This is a genomic window from Mycobacteroides chelonae CCUG 47445 (assembly GCF_001632805.1).
GTDB classification, from domain to species: domain Bacteria; phylum Actinomycetota; class Actinomycetes; order Mycobacteriales; family Mycobacteriaceae; genus Mycobacterium; species Mycobacterium chelonae.
The window spans coordinates 3,492,042-3,509,749 of the sequence record NZ_CP007220.1; the positions used below are offsets into that span (position 1 = coordinate 3,492,042).

Genomic DNA, 17,708 nt, shown 5'->3' on the forward strand with positions numbered 1-17,708 from the left:
ATAGAACAAGGGCTCGTGCCCTTCGTTACCTACTACTCAGTGTTACGACCAAACTGGACAACGCATCAGCCCACAATTCGGCCAGCTCCTGCACCTCCCTCACCTCAAACAACAACGTGGGAAATCCGAAATCCCCAATCATCCGACCGTCGATCACAACCGCGGTGATGTCCAGCGCCGCAGCGGCGGGCAGCCCGGGGTCTGGCATGGATTCATACAGCCCCTCGACGATTGGCTTCCATGCACCGGCATCCTTTGCGTCGGTCTGTATTTGACCGAGATAGTTGAAGCAGATCCGGCCTGGCATTTCATCAGGCAACTCCAGTGCGGTGTCTCGGTTCAGATACCGGAGTAGCCCATACCCAACACCGCCATCCGGGATACTTTGCACCCGCTGAGCCACGGCCAGTACCGCTGCGGCAACATCGGGATTACCTGCTGGATCTTCGTCCAAATGAATGCCGGATAGGTCAATCCGCAGTGGATATATCGAATTAAACCACCCCACCGTCCGCGATAGGTCCGCCCCCGCTAGCTCCTGACGACCGTGGCCTATCAGCCGCAGAAGTACCGACGGCAGCACCACGCCTCTTCGGCCCTGCCACCGTGCCACGGCGACTGCCAACGCAGCCATCAAAATATCGCTAAGCTGAGTCTTCTTCCCTGCCAGCCCGGGGCCAAGAATTGCCGAAGTCGTTTCGGCATCAATAAATGTTTGCACCCGCTGGATTTTCGCGGTGGTGTCGACCGCCGGATCGAGCGCCCGAATCCCCGGCAACGGATCTGGCCCGTCAAGCATCGATTTCCACATCGCAAGCTCCGCCACCCGAGATGCGGAACTCGCCTCGACACGCAAGGCGTGCAACCAGGTTCGCATCGAAGTACCGCCCGGCGATGGGGCGAGCGGTCGTCCCGCCTCGATATCGGTCCACGCCGCCGCCAGGTCCTCCAGCACGATCCGTGAAGACACCCCATCGAAAACCAGATGATGCGCCACCAACAACAAGCTGCCCTCACCATCAGGTCCGCGGTCAAGCCATACCGCCCGGAGTACGTTGCCCAAGAATGGGTTCAACTCGCTTACCGCCGCCTCCCAGACGCCTTCCGGAATACCCTGACCACTCTCAACCCGGACGCGGCTCAGCAACGCGTCAACGTCTATCGAGCTCGCCGAACCTGCAACTATTCGCCATTCCTGTTGGGATCCCACCTCTTTGCGGCACAACCGAGCCCGCATCATGGCGTGTTGTTGGATGACCGCGGTGAGCACTGACACGAGCGAGTGCCGATCGATACCTCTGGGCAATCTGACGAGTGTGGAGAGATGGAAGCGGCCGCAACCGTTGCCTCCCAACTCCATCAACCATTGGGCCGCAGGCGACAATTCCATCTCACCCACGCCTGCGCCGGAGACTTCCTGCAGGGCAAGGGTTGTTTCTCCACTCGTGATGAACTGGACCAACCGTCTTACCGTGCGCTTCTCGAGTACATCGCGCGATGTGAACACCATGGAGATCCTGCGCGCCCGCGCCACGATCTGCGTCGAGAGAATGCTGTCCCCTCCCAGCGCGACAAAGTCATCGTCGATACCGACCCGATCCACTCCGAGCACTTCAGCAAATACGCCGCTTAAGAGCCGCTCTGCGTCGGAGGTGGGAGCGCGGTACCTGTTCTGCACCATCGACGGAGCGGGCAGCCCGGCACGATCCAGCTTCCCCGACGCGGTCAACGGCCACTCGCCGAGCACCACGATCACCGACGGCGCCATATAGTCGGGCAGCCGTGCCGCGGCGAACTCGCGCACGGCCTCGGCTAAGACACCAGACATCGGCTTGTTCGACGTCGGTGTAACAGACCGGCTCGAAGTACCGGGGACGTAGGCATCGACAATGCATCTGCCGTTCAGCGCGGACGTCTGCACGAAGACGGCCTCCATATAGCCGCGTCGCGCCGACCATGTGACCGCACACGAGTAGCCGCAGTCGGCCGCTGCGGCATGGAGATCTTCTGGCAACAATCCTTCGGACGGCCCGCACGCGGCTCCGTCCTCACGATCCCCCACTGTCGCTAGGTCTTTCGCATTTTTCGCCATCTCGTCGACTGCCCGGATTTCGGTCAACAGGCCCCGATGCGGAATAGCCTGCACTCGAACGCATTCCACACCTCGCCCCGGGAGTAGCGACCTGATGGCATCCATATCGACGAACTCCACGCACGCCGTCTTCTTCACGGAGACAGTCGGTTTAGGCATCTTATGCAGAACTACGTCATATCTGTAACGAGTCAGTTCGTTGATCGAGTTGCCCCGCTTGAGCTGAATGTCGTGGACAACGCCAGGGAACTCCTGCGCGATCTCGGCGAAGAAGTGCGGGTCCACCAACAGTTCGCGCTGATTCGACAATCGCCTCAGCACGCGCCGACCTACATCGCCCGAATCGCCATCACTTCCCCGTGCTAACTCCACCCCGGTCTCGAGTTCCCGCAGATATCTCAAACTTCGTACATCACCGATGAACAGCGCACCTCCTGGCGCGAGTACCCGCAGGGCCCGATCAACAACACGCCGCAGGTAGTGCGCACTGGGGAAGTACTGCACCACTGAGTTGAGTAGGACGGTGTCAAAGCGTCCGGTGGCGTAGTCACTCAATTCGTCTGCTGCACCGACGATAAGGTGAACGCGCCTAGTCCACGCCTCCTTCACGTCACGCAGCCGCCCCTCGAGGCGGGCCACAGTCACGGGCGAGAGATCCGAACCGCAGTAGACCTCACACAGGGGTGCGATCTTCGACAAAATCAGTCCCGAGCCGACACCGATCTCCAATACTCGTCGCGGGCCGAGTTCACGAATACGGTTCACTGTCAGGTCACGCCATTCACGCATCTGATCCAACGGGATCGGATCTCCGGTGTAGCTGCTAGTCCAGCCGGTGAAGTCGTCTTCGGCCCCCAAGCCAGGTCGGGACCGCTGATCTTGTGCCCGGTCGCCATACAGTTCGTCGTAGACGTCACGCCAGCGATGTACTGTGTCGCGCTCGTGAGCCACGCCGAAGTCGCCTGACGCCACGACGTATCCCACCAGCCTGTGATCTTTTGCTCGCCCCTCCGAATGCGCTATCACCACTGCGCGGTCGATAGCAGGATGATCCGTCAAGACGGCCTCTATCTCACCCGGTTCAATGCGCACTCCATGTAACTTCAGCTGAAAATCCTTGCGTCCCAAATATTCCAGGCACCCTGACGCATCCCACCGCACGACATCGCCGGTACGGTACATGCGCTCCCCCGCAGCGTTCGGGCATGCCACGAAGCGCTGCGCAGTCAGTTCCGGGCAGTTGACATAGCCACGCGCAAGCTGGATTCCGGCGACATACAGTTCACCCGGCACTCCTGGCGGTACCGGCCTCAGCCATCCATCCAGGACGAAGAGCCGGGTACCCGCGACGGGCGCGCCTATCGGTACCGTATCGGTATGCGATTCCGAAACTTGTTGTGAAGTAACATCAATGGTTGTTTCCGTGGGTCCATATAGGTTATGTATCTCGATACCGGCCGCGCGTATGCGGCTGGCCAGATCTGCCGGCAGCACTTCACCCGACGAGATGATCATCCGCACGCTCTGACAGGCCGATAGCTCAGCCTCGGCCGCGAACACCTCCAGCACGGAAGGGACGAAGTGGGCAATCGTTACCTGCTCTGCGCCTATGAGAGCCTCCAGATAGGCATGATCGGTATGCCTATCTGGAGCGGCGATCACTACCCGCGCTCCAAATAGAATTGGCCACAACATCTCCCAAATCGACACATCGAAAGTGGCAGGGGTTTTGTGCAACACCACATCACTGGAACTCATGTGGTATCGCGCTTGCATCCATCCCAGATGGGCCGCGATGGCCGCATGATCGACCATTACTCCCTTAGGCCTTCCGGTCGAACCAGAGGTGAAGATTATGTAGGCAATATGGCCTGGCCGAAGTGGGCACCTTCGATCGGCATCGACGACAGGACGATCGGAGAACTCCGACAGGTCAATCCTGTCGACCGCGATGACGGGGACAGATGCCGGCAACCCTTGTGCATGCGGGTCATCACTCCTCGTGAGGACAAGATGCGGCGCGGCCACCTCTGCGATATGTGCATTGCGGGATTCCGGCGACGCCGGATCGATGGGAAGGTAAGCGCCGCCTGCGACAATCACCGCGTACATACTCACCAATATGTCCACCGACCGCACCATCGCAACCGCCACGACGGTCTCGGGCCCAACACCCAGTTCGATCAACTGTCGAGCCAGCCTATTGACGCGGCTTGCGAATTCTCGGTACCTCCACGAAGTACCGTCGCTGCGGATCACCACCTCGTCTAGGTGAGTGGCCACCCGTCTGTGGAAGATCTCCGCGAGCGAGGCCTCTGCGGGAAGAACGGCAGCCTGCACGAACTCATCGCCGTTACCCCAGGTAAGCATCCGGCGCCGTTCCGCATCATCGAGCGTGTTGATCTTGCCGAGTGGGGTGTCGCCCGGGGCACTCAAGAACTCGTGCAGGTACCTCAAACACCGACCTAGCCGCTCCCGGATATCTGTTGCGGTGAAGAAGGCATCGTTCCCAATAAGGTTGATACGTAGAAGATTGTCGGGCCCAGATCGGTAGATGTCGAAATGCAGGTACTCGGTGTTCCCCGAGGTAAGAATCTCGTACGTCCCCATGGCCATGCCCAACCGCACGATGTTCTCGGCCAAAAGTATGTTTACCGTGGGCCCGAATGCATTCCTCCCATATCCCACGGCACCGGCGTCGCGTCTTATGTCCTCGAACCGGTACCGTGCATGCCGCAGACTGCTGGACACCGCAGAGGCGGCGGCTTCAATCAGACCATCTCTGGTGACCGGGTACCCGCAGTAGAGACCGATCGGTATCGCGTTAGAGATCATTCCGCCGGAGAGTTTCAGCGCCGTGGTCCGTCGGCCCGCAATCGCAAGCGCCACTGTGCCCGTGTCCTGGCCTGATAGCACTGATTCGAATCCGCAGAGCGCAGCCGTCAGGACCCTGGCAATGCTGGTGCCCGCCGTCTCGGCAACAGCATCCAGCCTCACGCCTAGTTCTGCACTAAGCGCGGCCTCTGCACGGTGCTCCAACGTGCTGCGCGTCTCTGTCTCGCGACTATGTACTGCGATTTCCAGCTCGGCCGTGCGCTCGGCCCAGTAGACACGGTCCCGCCCGAAATCTTCAGAATTCGTGTATTCCTGTTCCAGCGTAATGAGTTCCGGCACCGAGAGGCCGCGATAGGGAGCTGGCTCCTTACCCTGAATCGTCGCCGAGTAGTAGTCGGCGATCCGGGCGGTGATCGCGAGGCCGCCGTAGCCGTCTATCACGGCATGATGGGACCGCACGTACCAGAAATAGTGATCTGGTCCCACCTTGATCAGCGCCCATAGTGTGAGCGGATTACGCATCATAGGGCGTGGTTCGGTGTAATCGCTGCGCATCCACGAATACGCCGCAGCGACCGGGTCCGCCTCTTCGGTCAAGTCCACCCAAAGCGGGTCTCTGCTGGGTCGTCGAGATAACCATTGGTATGGGTGGCCCTCGTATTCAGAGAATCTGATCACGTCGACACCGGATGCCATAAGCTCGAAATTGCATGCCCGCGCGAGCAATAGAAAGTCGACAGGGCCGGTGAGTTCAACGCAGTGAGCCACGTTGCCTGCAGACCCGTCAGCAGGATCCACCGCCATCCACTGCTCGGATTGTGCTCGGGTGAGTTCCAGTCTCTGGAGACGTTGCGCATCCATCAGTGTTGGCCCCTTGCAAAGGCGCGGAACTGTTCCCCTAAGAAGGTCAGAACATCCGGCACAGCAACAGTTAATCCAGGACAGCTCCGGGCCAGCGTGGCGATTTCATCTGCTTCACGGGCCATGCACGCCATCGCGATTTCGGGACGCGGAATGTACTGCGGGTCACCGTCCAGCTCGAACGATGGCCCTGCGGTCTTTCCTGCCAGCCCGGATGGCAGGGTGACAATCAGCTCGCCCAAAGGGCGCAGCACGGTGACCATTATGTCTAACGCCCAATTCATCAAAGGAGATCGCCGCAAGTTGCCTGCAGGACAGTAGCCAAAGTGCTGCACCATGAGTTGCGCGGCCAATTGGTAGGAACGGTTGAACGCTGTCATCGCTGCCCGCGCGGGTGCATTGGTGACATGGCACCTTGCGGCGTCTGCACTGTGCAGCGTCGGATTGCGCAGCACTGGGTATGCCGGAGTCCATGGAATACGTTCTGCTCGTGGTATATTCACGCGTTCTTGGGCAAGCGACGCAGAGATCCCGAGAAATGTCTCGAAATGCGACTCTTCACCAGCGTTCGGCAACGCGATCTTTCCGCCCTCTCCATGTTCGGTAACGAAATCGATCGCGAATATCGCACTGGCGACGTCGTCGACTTCCAACTGGTAATCCGGGTGGATTGCATTGACCGACTTACGCATGAAGAGGTGATGCCCTCCCCCACCTTGATACTTCTTGGCCACCAATACATCCGGTATCCGCTGAATCGCGACACGAATCGCGGCGTAAAGCTCACTCAATGAGCCGTATCGATACAGCCTTTGCGGTGTGGGTCGATCGCCCACCAAGCCAGGCACCAGCTCGTGTGGTCGTTCCAGTTCCACGAACCGCTCTACTGCAGTAAGCCCAAATGGTTCGAGAGACAAGTCGAGTGGAGTCCAGAGCGTGCCGTTAAGACGCCCGAAATCCAACCGTGGTACCTGAAACGGCAGGCCCACCGCCAGCCGGATGTTGTTGATGGCCAGGAAGTGAATCATCTCCTCCCTGGCCACATTCATCAGGAGCCCCCGGTATCCGTTGTCCAGCGTCTCCGGCCCAAGGCCGCACGCCAGAGCGTGCTGCCCTTCCGTCCAAATTCCCTTTTCTACATAGCGTTTCGCAGCGTCCTGAGTCGGAATCGAGTAGGCCGCGTAGAGGTACTGGATCATCACAGCTAGTTCAATCGACAATGCCTGATCCAGAGCGGCATGCAGCTCGTTGCGTGTAGTGATCGGCTCAATGGGGGTACGACGCCGAGTAGGGATAGGCGGAGTCTGGCGCCTGGCCTCGCATGCGCGGAAATACCTTTGCAACAACCGGATTTGGGGCGTACTTATATCGCGAGTCGACGGCATGAAGTAGGTTCTGTCGCGATGTGCCGGATCGCTGACATGCCAGATGAGCCGGGCGTAGGGCTCAACCTTGAACTCATCGGCGAGACTCAGTACGTCTGTCCGCATGAACGAGTACAGCAGCTCGTAGTACGCGAGCACTTCTCGGTACAGGAGGTCAAAACTGATGGCGCTGTCATGCAAATCGTCCAGGTACCAACGATCTGGGAGCACCCGTATTGAAATACTGCCCACGGTAGGCCAATAGCCCAGTTGGTCGTCATTGTCGTAGGCGCCGCAAGCACTCTCTGCCCCAGGCGGTGGCGTTCCTTCAGGTTGCAGCAATACCCGCGTGGTGCCTGCACGGATGCCTTTCACCGTGACAACTCCAAAACCGTGGGCATTTGTACTCAAGGTGGCGTTCGTCGTGTACCCGGCCGTGCCTGGCCCGCGTAGGGCAACGATCATCACCTCTTCCGGACGCACGCCACTTGCCTGCGCCGCCGAATCCATGGGTAGTGCCCGTGGATTGAAGAATTGCCGGATGCCTATCGCCCGGGCGGCCGCGGGTTCTCCTCTGAAATACGAACGTATGGACACATCGACGGCGAAGTCCTCGCCAGTTCGCGAGTTCGGATGCTCGAGGAACAAACTCGCGTCGTCTGACTGCACCACCGTCTCGGCTTCTTCCAGCAGTACCCGGCCGGCGCCGACGAATCGCAGCGCGGCGTCCGGATTCTCCGAGCCTTTATCAAGCCTCGGAACAGTGAGAATCCCGGAAGTCAGGTGATAGTTGCCGTCGAGATAGGCATTCCGCGGTACCACGGCGATGACTTCCCCCGCGGCCGTCTGTAGTTCGAGATCCCCCATATCGATCAATTCGTCAACATGGGTGACTGGCGGCTGGCTGTCTCGCACCTGTCGTCGCACGGCAGGAATCGCGGTAACCAGGTTCATTGTCACCTCTGAGTCCGCCACACGAACGCTCGCCATATGAGGCAACACTTCCTCGCCAACGGCGTACCTTGATCGCGGAGCAAGTAATCGGCCCGCAGGGTAGGTACGCAACTCCGTGGCATGCCAGGGACCAATTGTTCCGCGCAGCCCCCACCGATCGGGTGCGTCGGCAGCGATCGGAGCCGCCATTCCGGTCAACGCAAACTGGACCACAATGCCATCTGCCGCATCGGAATCGATCAATTCACGCAGCGCTGCAAGGGCCGGTGAGACTCCAGCACCCTCCAGCCATTGCAGACCCTCGTCGCGGCCTATCGCGAACTGGAACAACGCGGAGCGCCGCAGCCACTGCGCAAGTGGATGACCACCGACCTGGTCGACGTGCCGGGAGTTCTGCCAACGCGGAGGGCAGTATCCATTGACGTCACCGGTCAGCAGATATCCGTCATCATGGGAGCGGCCAAGACGTCCCAGGGCCAACTGGCCAATCATCAGTGTTGTGGTCCAGTTTGACGAAGGATCTACGTCGAAGATCCTTGCCCGATTGGCCGTACTCGCCGTGTACTCGCAGTAGTGTCCCCAGAAGTCCAGGTCTCGTCCAACGAGAAAGTCATCGGTATCCACCACACCCGCCACCCGCTCGCAGGAAACCACTTGTGCGTCGATCCAAAAATGCCCATTGCCACCGAAATTCCATCCCTTCACGGTGTGAAATGGACCGTCGGCCTTCAACACGCCCGAGTGATCGAATCGGCTGCCGCTGGCTTCCAGTAACTCGTCGTACTCCCGCGCCGGGCGCTCAAGTGGAAACGGACCGTCAAGAGTGAGCGGTTGGTTGGTAGCGAGATCGAGCAGCCCGCTACGCGGCCCGGTCGGCAGGCGCGTCACTGCGACACCTGCGAAATGCACTCTCGGCACGTTGAGCACGCTCATTATCGATGCACTCCGTTCCGGATCTCAGGCAGCGTCCCAGGCAGCTGCGACCAGAGTGGGTATCAGGTCATGCGTGATGTGTACACCCGGCAGTACAGCGTTGTAGTCACGGAGAAACTCCGAAACCGTTTGCGGCGTAATGACCGATCTCATTTCCAGCCACCGTGGTTGCAGCATCATGCGCAGGGCAGAAGCCGCCAGCTCCGCACTTCCGGACGCCTCATACACGATGCGGGCATTGTCGAAGGCATAGGAGTACGCGGCACCGGTGTCAGCATCGCTATCGGGACGTGTGACATCCACAATCAACAGTCGTCCACCGGGCGCTACGAGTTCGCGCAGTCGCGGTAGCACCGTCGCCGCCGACCCCATGTGGAACACCGTGTTCACCGACATCACTAGATCGAATCGGCCATCAACATCTGGGGACAGCTCGAGTGCGCTGCGGCATTCGTACCGGATAGGCACTCGACTCTCTTTGACGGCCGCTAAGTCGAGCATGCGCTGGGCGACGTCCACACCCACCACGTCGTCGTAATGTTCGGCCAGCATGACGCAGTTGTTGCCCGTACCGCAGCCAACGTCGAGTGCGCGCTTACCTGCGGGGAGATGTTCGACGAGCCATGCACGAATCGGACTGGTACGTGCGTCCCTTACTGCCGTGAAGCTCTCGTACATCTCGGCGAGATCATCGAAATACGGGGTCTCATCCGGAATCGAATCCTTGGGGTTACCAGCGGTCATACCGCGAAGGTACTTCCGGCTTCATCACCCGGCACTGAGCTGAGTGCCATCGCGATAGAAACTATGCGTATGCGTGGTGTGTATCGCTTCACACGCAGGATGAGCTCCCGGCCAAGCATTGGAATACTGGCAAATGCCGCAGGAATCCCCTTACTAGACAACAGGTTCAGCAGGTGAATGAGCTATGGAAACAGATTACGATTGTGACGTTCTCGTCGTGGGGGCGGGACCGAGCGGGCTATGCACAGCCCTGCTGCTCGCGCAGCACGGAGTGCGGGTACAGATTGTCGATCGAAAGCCCGGGCCCGTGCAGCAATCTCGCGCAACCATCGTGCACGCCCGGACACTCGAGCACTTCGACCGTCTCGGAGTCGCCGAACATGCGGTTGCCAGCGGGGTACCGATAACTCATGTAGCCATTCACGAGAACGGCAGGCACGTAGGCGAGTTGCCCTTGGCAGGCGCAGGAACGGCGGCACGAACCAGGTTTCCCTACGCACTTTCCCTAGAGCAGTTCGTAACCGAACGTCTTCTGGTCGCCGCGCTCGCCAGGCATGGCATACATGTCTCATGGCGCAGTGCGGTAGAAGATATCGCTGAAATGGCCGACGGAGTGCGTGTGAACATTGTGGGCTCCATGGGTGCTAGCACTACTTCTACTCGTTGGCTCGTCGGCGCGGACGGAGCGAGCAGCACAATCCGGCGTCTTACCGGTCAGGAGTTTGGCGGCGAAACGTACACGCAGAAGGGACTTCTCGCTGACGTCGACTTGGCGGTTAACCTTGGTATACAAAAGATGCGACTGAACCTCACACGTGGCGGATTCGTGGGGGTGCTTCCACTGGCGAGCGGGCGCTATCGGCTCTTCGGTGTAGTGCCCCCAGGCTTTCATCGCGGGCCGGAAGCGGACAACCTGTCACACGACGCCTACGCACGTCTCGACGATAACGACCTGCGGCACTGGTTTGAGTCCTACTTCTCGGTCGATGCGAAGTTGCAGAAGATCCTGTGGGCAGCCATGTTTCGATTTCACAGCCGCATCAGCAGGAGTTTCCGTATCGACAACTCGTTTCTCGTGGGCGACGCCGCCCATATTCACAACCCTGCGGGCGGACAAGGCCTCAATCTTGCGGTCGGCGATGCGGTGAACCTCGGGTGGAAGCTTGCACAGGTCGTCAACCACGAGGCGCCGGCTTCGCTCCTGGAAACGTATGAAACCGAGCGTCGCCCGGTCGCCGCCGCCGTGCTTTCCCGCACTGACATCGGATTCAAGCTAGAGACATCAACCAGCCCCATGGCGTTGTGGATGCGGACGCACGTGGCAACGCGTGTTATTGGGCTGGTCTGCCGACTGCCACCCGTGCGCAAGTTGTTCTTTGACATGTTCTCCCAGCTATGGATTGCCTACCGAACTAGTACCGCCATCGATAACCCGGACTCCAGCGGCCGGGGCCCTCACGCCGGCGATCGGGCACCCTATGCGAACCTCGCCAGTCCCCGAGGCTCGGCCCGCGATGTCATGGCACTTACGCACTCACCGAACTATCACATTCTCTTGATCGGACCTATCGATCCGTTTCAAGCCGCCCACCTGCGGAACCTCTTGGCGACTCGATACGCCGCCGAAGTCAAGACGCATCTACTTACCGCGAACGAAACCGAAGTCTGCCGCGCATATCGGGCTACCAAGAGCGCAAAGCTCGTCCTGGTGCGTCCAGACGGGCATATCGCCGCCATAGTCAATCCATTCAGCGGGGAAACGATCACCCGCGTGCTAGGGCATCTCGACAAAGTTCTGCTTCGCGCCGATCAACATTGCGAACGCTAGCTGCGGCAGAGTACAAGCGACGAGGGGCCATGAAAGACCATGTCGCATGGGTACTCCACCCTTTTGACAGAGAAATCACCGAGTACTCCAAGCAACAGATCGAGGCCGATCTCAATCTCGACGCGGGCGAGTGCTGCACCGAGGCAGTAGTGGATTCCGTGCCCAAACCCAACACCGCAGCCCGCACCGCGATCCAGGCGCAGGACGTCCGGTTCAGGAAAACGTGCGGGATCCCGATTGGCCGCACCCAGCACTGCGACCACCCGAGTTCCGCGGGCAATGTCGCTCCCCGCCAGGCACACGTCTCGGTACGCCCAGCGGGTCACCGACTGGACCGGGCCATCAAATCGAACCAGCTCCTCGACGGCAGAGATCGGCACACCCTGTGATGCCCGCAGCAGGCTGAGCAGCCCCCGATCTGCGCTGAGAGCCAGTACCGCCTTGCCGAGGATATTCGTCGTCGTTTCGTGTCCTGCTGACATGAGATGTACACAACTGGAGGAGATTTCATCAGAGGAAAGAACGTTGTCGGACGCCATCAACGACACCAAGTCGTCTCTGGGCGCTCTCCGCCGCTGCCTCGCCTGCGATACAAAGTACTCACTGAGTTCTGCCGCTGCGGCGTCCGCGAGCCGAAACACCTCAACGCCGCTCGTGAACCTTCGACTGCTGCTTATCGCCTGAATCGCCTTTACTCTGTCTCGTAACCACTTCCAGTCTGATGCTGGCACGCCCAGCAGTTCCGAGATCACCAAGATCGGTAATGGAGCCGAAAATGCCTGTACCAAATCGAATTCCGGCTCCTGGGCGCAACGTGAAAGCAATGAGGCGGCGATCTCGGCGATGCGCTGCCGTAACCCAGCGACTACCGCAGGAGAGAAACGCCCAGCAAGCACGGACCTTAGCTCGGTATGTCGGGGCGGGTCGAGAAACACCAGCCAGCTCTCCACCATACTCCGCAGAGCCACGCACTCAGCCGGAACCAGGCCACCAGTCCCCGAATGACCCGCAGTAGCTGTGCGGCGCCCAAAACTCCTGCTAGAGAGCGCCTTCGCTACCTCATCGTAGCCGAGTAGATAATGCGTCCCATCGGTACCGCGATGGACCGTTGACACCTCACGGTACCGGCGGTACACCGGGTACGGGTTCGCGATATCGGCGGGAGTCCATCCGGTCAATGAAAATGATGGCAGCGCACCATAATCCGCAATTTCAGTCATCTCGAGTATGAGCCTCGCACTCGTTCGACAAGTTCCTCCGGGTTTACCGGGGGCCGTTCACCCCGCCAGGCGACGTGCCCGTCTGGTCTGACAAGTACGAATCGTCGCGCATACAGTTCGGCGATGTCCTGCTGCCTCTCAGCAATAACTTTCAACGGCACGCCCTTATCTGCGAACGCTCTTTCCACCCGTCGAATCCGGCCGGAGGCCGCAAAGCACAGCAGTACGAATCCATTGCCAAACAGATCCAGTGTCGAGGCTCCTGTCGCCAACCAGGCGTGCGGCGCACGTGACCCGGGGCGCGTGCTGGGCCGCATGTCCTGCGCGCCGGAAGATACGTGCACCGCAGGGCATACCTCGGAGTCTGGAATCACTAACGGAGAGTTCTCATATCTGAAACCAAGATGGATATCGGGCGCATCAAACTCTCGCGCCAACTCGCTGTCAGCGAGCGCATCCCGAACTCGGGCGCGCAACCACTCACCGTGTGCCGAATCATCCCCGAGTCCATCCGGAACCTCGCGTTTCATCGCCCGGACAAGATTCCGATTGGCCTCCTCCACCCCTCTGAGGGCTACCGGCCTACGCTCAACCGTATAGCTATCAAGTAGGTGGGGCCCGGCCCATCCAGCCAAAGTCGCGGCTAGTTTCCAACCAAGGTCGGCGGCACCACAGATTCCGGTGTTCATGCCGAAACCGCCTGATGGCGACAATGTGTGCGCAGCATCGCCCACCAAGAAGACTCTGCCGTGACGGAATCTCTCCGCTACGCGATGGACCAGGCGCCATTCGTTGTCCGACAACACCTCAACCGGAGTGCTGAACGCAATTGCTCTCCGTACCAAGTCTTCTGCATCATCCATCGCCTCCCGGTCGCCCTGCAGTCCGACGGTCAATCGATAGAGTTCTCGACCGTCAAGCGCCCGAACAGGAAACCTCAGCGCGGAGGACATCATCAGGTAGTAGAAACCGGCCGCGGCATCCCCCAGCTGCATGCGCAACTTCGGCGCACGGAACAGTATGTTGCGGAATGTCTCTGTCCGGTGCAACGCCGGCGCCGGGATACCGCACGCATGCCTGACGTATGAAGAAGTACCGTCACAGGCGACCATATATCGCGCATGGATTTCCGATTGCGCACCCGTCACGACGTCGGTGACCCGGCCGCGCACACTTTCGTCGTCCTGGTCGAAGCTATCGAGTCGAGTACGTGTCAAGATGGGGCCCGCGGGGGCGATGCCGAGCTCAGCATGAAGCAAAGGCGCCAGCCAATGCTGCGGACAGATCGCGTCCGGTTCTGGCGTGTGGTCGTAGTCCGGTCGTGTATCCATAGTGAATCCACGAACTCGATGCAACTCATGGCCACCGATCTTTGTGACCCATGCGCAATCCAGTGAATGATCGCCGGGCCAACCAGATTGGCGGATTTTCTCCGCGACCCCCCAGCGGCGGAACAGCTCCATCGACCGCGGGCCAATGCCACTCACTTTCGGATGCGTGACCGTACCGTCGCCAGACTCAACGATCACGAAATCGACACCGCGCGATCGTAGTTCCATTCCCATGGCCAGTCCTGTGGGCCCGCCGCCGACGATCAACACATCGACAGACCGTTCTGAAGCCGCAGTCACGCCGCACCCCCCTCACGGCCTCCGTCACAAACCATGGCGCCCACGCCGGTCGACTGCAGGTAGGCGTCTATCTGGCTCACGGCATTCAGTCCCGACTCCACAGCGCCCTCGATCCAGGCAGGGACGGACGAGCAGTGTTCTCCGGCGAAGAACAGACCGCCCTGAGGTGCTGCCGCCAGCACCCGTTCTTCCTCCGCTGTATCTGAATCCTTGCCCCACCTGACCGAAGCCGCACCCATGCTCAGGGGATCGTCGCCCCACGCCCTCATCACCTTGCCGCACACCATGCTTGGTTGACTAAGCTCCGGATGAATCTTGCAGAGTTCCGTGCGGACCATTGCAAGGCGTTGCTCCGTCGGAATCTGCGCCAGCACGTCTGCATCAGGGCCAATTGTGTAGCTGGCCAGTAATGTCGCACCCAGCCGAGGATCGCTCTCGACCGGTGGGTAGTAGGTCTGGCGCACCAATCCGCCGGTGAAGGAACCTCCGCCGCTTATCCCATCGCGCTCCCAGAACGCCTCACGACAGTGCAGAGCTATCTTGGTCGCTGCCCAGTAACGCATATCGCGGATGATCGCCATCTTGTCTGCGGTCATGCCGGACAAACGAATTCCGCGCAGAACGGAGAAGGGCACCGTGCATAACACACAATCGCGCCGGATCAACTCAGTGTTTGGTCCGCGATGCGTCTCTACAAACACCCCGTCGCGCACCACATGGAGGCCGGTAACCCGGCTCCCCCGGTGGATCGGACCGCGCAACCGCGCCGACAGACGGACAGCGATCTGATCGATTCCGCCCTCCAAGCGAAACAGTGCCGATGATGTTTCGGTAACGACATCGGCGAAGAAGAGCCTGAGTCTGGTTCCGTACGCGAAGTTTGGATGGTTGGCGAAGAACCGGTTGAGATCAACACGCTCGATACCACTTCGCGTGACGATAAACGGCGCTAGATCGATGCGCCGCAGTAGCTCAAGCAGCTCGACATTGAGATCCGCGCCAAGACCATGGCGGAACCTATCGGGTGCAATAGCATTAACACTCGCGGCCAGCCATGATGCGCATAACACCGCATCATCTGGATAACGCTGTCTTAAAGCACTATCGGCAAGGAACTTGGCTACCAGTGCTGGCGACGCATCCCGTACTCGAGCGTGACCATCGGGCGTTGCGAGGTAGTTGGAATCATCAGAGAATAGGGTGCGGAATTGCCGTACTCGATCAGAGAGCCCGAGCTGATCGATCAACTTCATTGTTCGGCAGTGCCGGGCTGGGATCCGCATCGCACCAAGTTCGGCGATTGGTCCCTTTCGGCCTAACGAGAAACTATGCGTATGCAAACGCCCGCCCACGGTCTGGCGCGCCTCGAGAAGCTCAACACGGTGTCCGCGCTGTTCCAGCTCATGCGCCGCCACGAGTCCCGCGACACCAGCGCCGATAACGGTCACGCACCTTGAGCGCAGGGGCCCCTGCTTGCTGTGTGTTTCATTCGGCGCCAATGTCATCCGCGAAGACTCCTCGGGGTTTCGTTTCTTGTACACTTCTCATCCTCCGTCCGGAGCGGCAGCCTCCACACCACTCGTCTGCCCAGACATCACAGTGGTGCTGGACCGCAGAGCCAGCGGTGTCAGAACCTTGAACCCACACGTATGTAGTGAATCGATCCCTCAGGGCGAGTGAGAGTGTCGGCTCTTGCGGTTCAGTACATCTGAGCGAGATACTCGCGGTGGGTCGGCAATGAATGCCGCAGACGTGAGGCTTGTTGCGCAATCAGGTCGAACTCACGCTGCGCACGCGTCGCATCTAGATATCGCACAACCGCCGCCGGCCGTGCCGGGATTCCACCAAGCCCGACAAACATGCAGACGTATGAGTACGGCTCGAATCCGTGATAGTGGGGGTAGACAGATCCAGCGTCGGGTAACTTGCTGCGCCAGTGCTCGATCCGCTCCGCGAGAGCGGTAGGGAGCTGGACGGATTTCGTGTCGCGCCAGTACTGCGTATCCACACGCGCGGCCAGATAGTAATGAAGCACGAGGAACTCACGAACACCGTCCATACATCGGTTGATCACGCGGTTGTAGGAGTCTCGCAGGCGCTCCTCCCAGTTCTCGTCAGGAAAGTGCTTTACCAGCTGCTCTATGCCATGTTGAATAAAGAAGATCCCGGTTGATTCGAGCGGTTCAACGAACCCGCTGGCCAGCCCGATCGCCACACAGTTCCCCACCCAGCTTCTTCGGCTCCGCCCGATACGCATTCGAATATGATTGGCCTCCAACCCTTCCGCTGCGGGGCCGACGAAGTCACGCAGAGCACGCTCCGCATCCTCGGGGCTGCAGTAATCCTCGGCGTAGACATAGCCCGTACCGATTCGGTCAAACAGGGGGATGCTCCAGATCCACCCAGCGTCTTGGGCTGTCGCGGTCGTGTAGGGGGGCAGATGCCCGCCGTTCTGGTCGGTCGGGACGCGCAAGGCTACCGCCCGATCGTTGAGGAGACTCCCCTGATACGACTCAAAGGGCTCCCCCATTGCACGCCCGAGAAGCAGGCCGGAAAACCCTGTGCAATCGATGAAGAGGTCACCCTCGATGCTGCCATGCGCGCGCGTACGCACCTCGCTAATCCAGCCGCGATCGTCCTGCAGAACATCCACTACGTCATCGACTACATGGCGGACACCACGACGTACCGCAAAGTCTCGCAGGAAGTCCGCCAGCAGTGACGCATCAAAGTGATACGCGTACGGAAACTGCGTGTCCTGTTCGGACAGCGTCGTTCGATATGCGGTGTGCTCGCCGTCGGTATCCATGAATAACGATCCATCGAGGCGACGTGGCGACTTATCGTTGTCGCACAAGGTACCTATCAAAAAGCAATCGCGATCGAAGCTGTCGGACCTCGGATTGTCCAGCCACCAGTCGGTGAGACCGAATCCGTCTACGACCCGCTGGCGTTCGAAGGGGTGATAGAAATGATGGCCCGGCTTGCGCCAGTCCTGAAAACGGATACCCAGTTTATATGTGGCGCAACATGATGGCATCCACTCGTGTTCCTCCAATCCGAGGTAATCGAAGAAATGCCGAATCGTGCTAAACGTGGCCTCGCCGACTCCGATTGCCCCGATCCGCGCTGACTCCACCACCGTCACGGTGATCCTGTCACCGAACGCGACCTTCAGGTACGACGCCGTCATCCAGCCCGCGGTACCACCGCCAACGATCACAACTTTCTGCAGCACAACCATTC

The 17,708-nt window shown here is 59.8% G+C and carries 8 protein-coding genes; 1 reads left to right on the forward strand and 7 read right to left on the reverse strand.

Annotation, left to right across the window (positions count from 1 at the left end; all coding sequences use genetic code 11):
* Positions 1-25: 25 nt before the first annotated feature.
* From BB28_RS17140 to BB28_RS17150, 3 genes are all read right to left on the reverse strand, one after another.
* Positions 26-5,788 carry a non-ribosomal peptide synthetase gene (locus tag BB28_RS17140; protein ID WP_075874165.1) on the reverse strand — a complete coding sequence of 1,921 codons (5,763 nt, stop codon included), beginning with the start codon at positions 5,786-5,788 and terminating at the stop codon, positions 26-28.
* On the reverse strand, positions 5,788-8,994 hold the full coding sequence (locus tag BB28_RS17145) for a ferritin-like domain-containing protein (protein ID WP_157889442.1): 3,207 nt from the start codon (positions 8,992-8,994) through the stop codon (positions 5,788-5,790). Before BB28_RS17145 ends, BB28_RS17140 begins: the two co-directional genes overlap by 1 nt.
* Before the next feature lie 69 nt (positions 8,995-9,063).
* A complete protein-coding gene (locus tag BB28_RS17150) occupies positions 9,064-9,783 on the reverse strand; it encodes a class I SAM-dependent methyltransferase (RefSeq protein ID WP_052740267.1) in 720 nt (239 codons plus the stop codon).
* A 184-nt stretch (positions 9,784-9,967) separates the two neighbouring features.
* Between BB28_RS17150 and BB28_RS17155 the strand changes: the two genes are divergently transcribed.
* Positions 9,968-11,611 carry an FAD-dependent monooxygenase gene (locus BB28_RS17155; RefSeq protein ID WP_075874164.1) on the forward strand — a complete coding sequence of 548 codons (1,644 nt, stop codon included), beginning with the start codon at positions 9,968-9,970 and terminating at the stop codon, positions 11,609-11,611.
* Here the strand turns inward: BB28_RS17155 and BB28_RS17160 are convergent.
* The 4 genes from BB28_RS17160 to BB28_RS17175 form a co-directional block, all read right to left on the reverse strand.
* Positions 11,608-12,564: a cytochrome P450 gene (locus tag BB28_RS17160; protein WP_201257823.1), complete on the reverse strand. Its 957-nt coding sequence runs from the start codon at positions 12,562-12,564 to the stop codon at positions 11,608-11,610. The two genes, BB28_RS17155 and BB28_RS17160, sit on opposite strands and share 4 nt — an antisense overlap.
* Positions 12,565-12,827: 263 nt before the next feature.
* Positions 12,828-14,462 (reverse strand): FAD-dependent monooxygenase, encoded by a 1,635-nt coding sequence (locus BB28_RS17165; RefSeq protein WP_046254371.1) that lies wholly within the window; start codon positions 14,460-14,462, stop codon positions 12,828-12,830.
* Positions 14,459-15,967, reverse strand: a complete 1,509-nt coding sequence (locus BB28_RS17170; RefSeq protein WP_075874163.1) for a flavin monoamine oxidase family protein — start codon at positions 15,965-15,967, stop codon at positions 14,459-14,461. Before BB28_RS17170 ends, BB28_RS17165 begins: the two co-directional genes overlap by 4 nt.
* Positions 15,968-16,161: 194 nt before the next feature.
* Positions 16,162-17,700: a tryptophan halogenase family protein gene (locus BB28_RS17175; RefSeq protein ID WP_201257824.1), complete on the reverse strand. Its 1,539-nt coding sequence runs from the start codon at positions 17,698-17,700 to the stop codon at positions 16,162-16,164.
* Positions 17,701-17,708 lie beyond the last annotated feature (8 nt).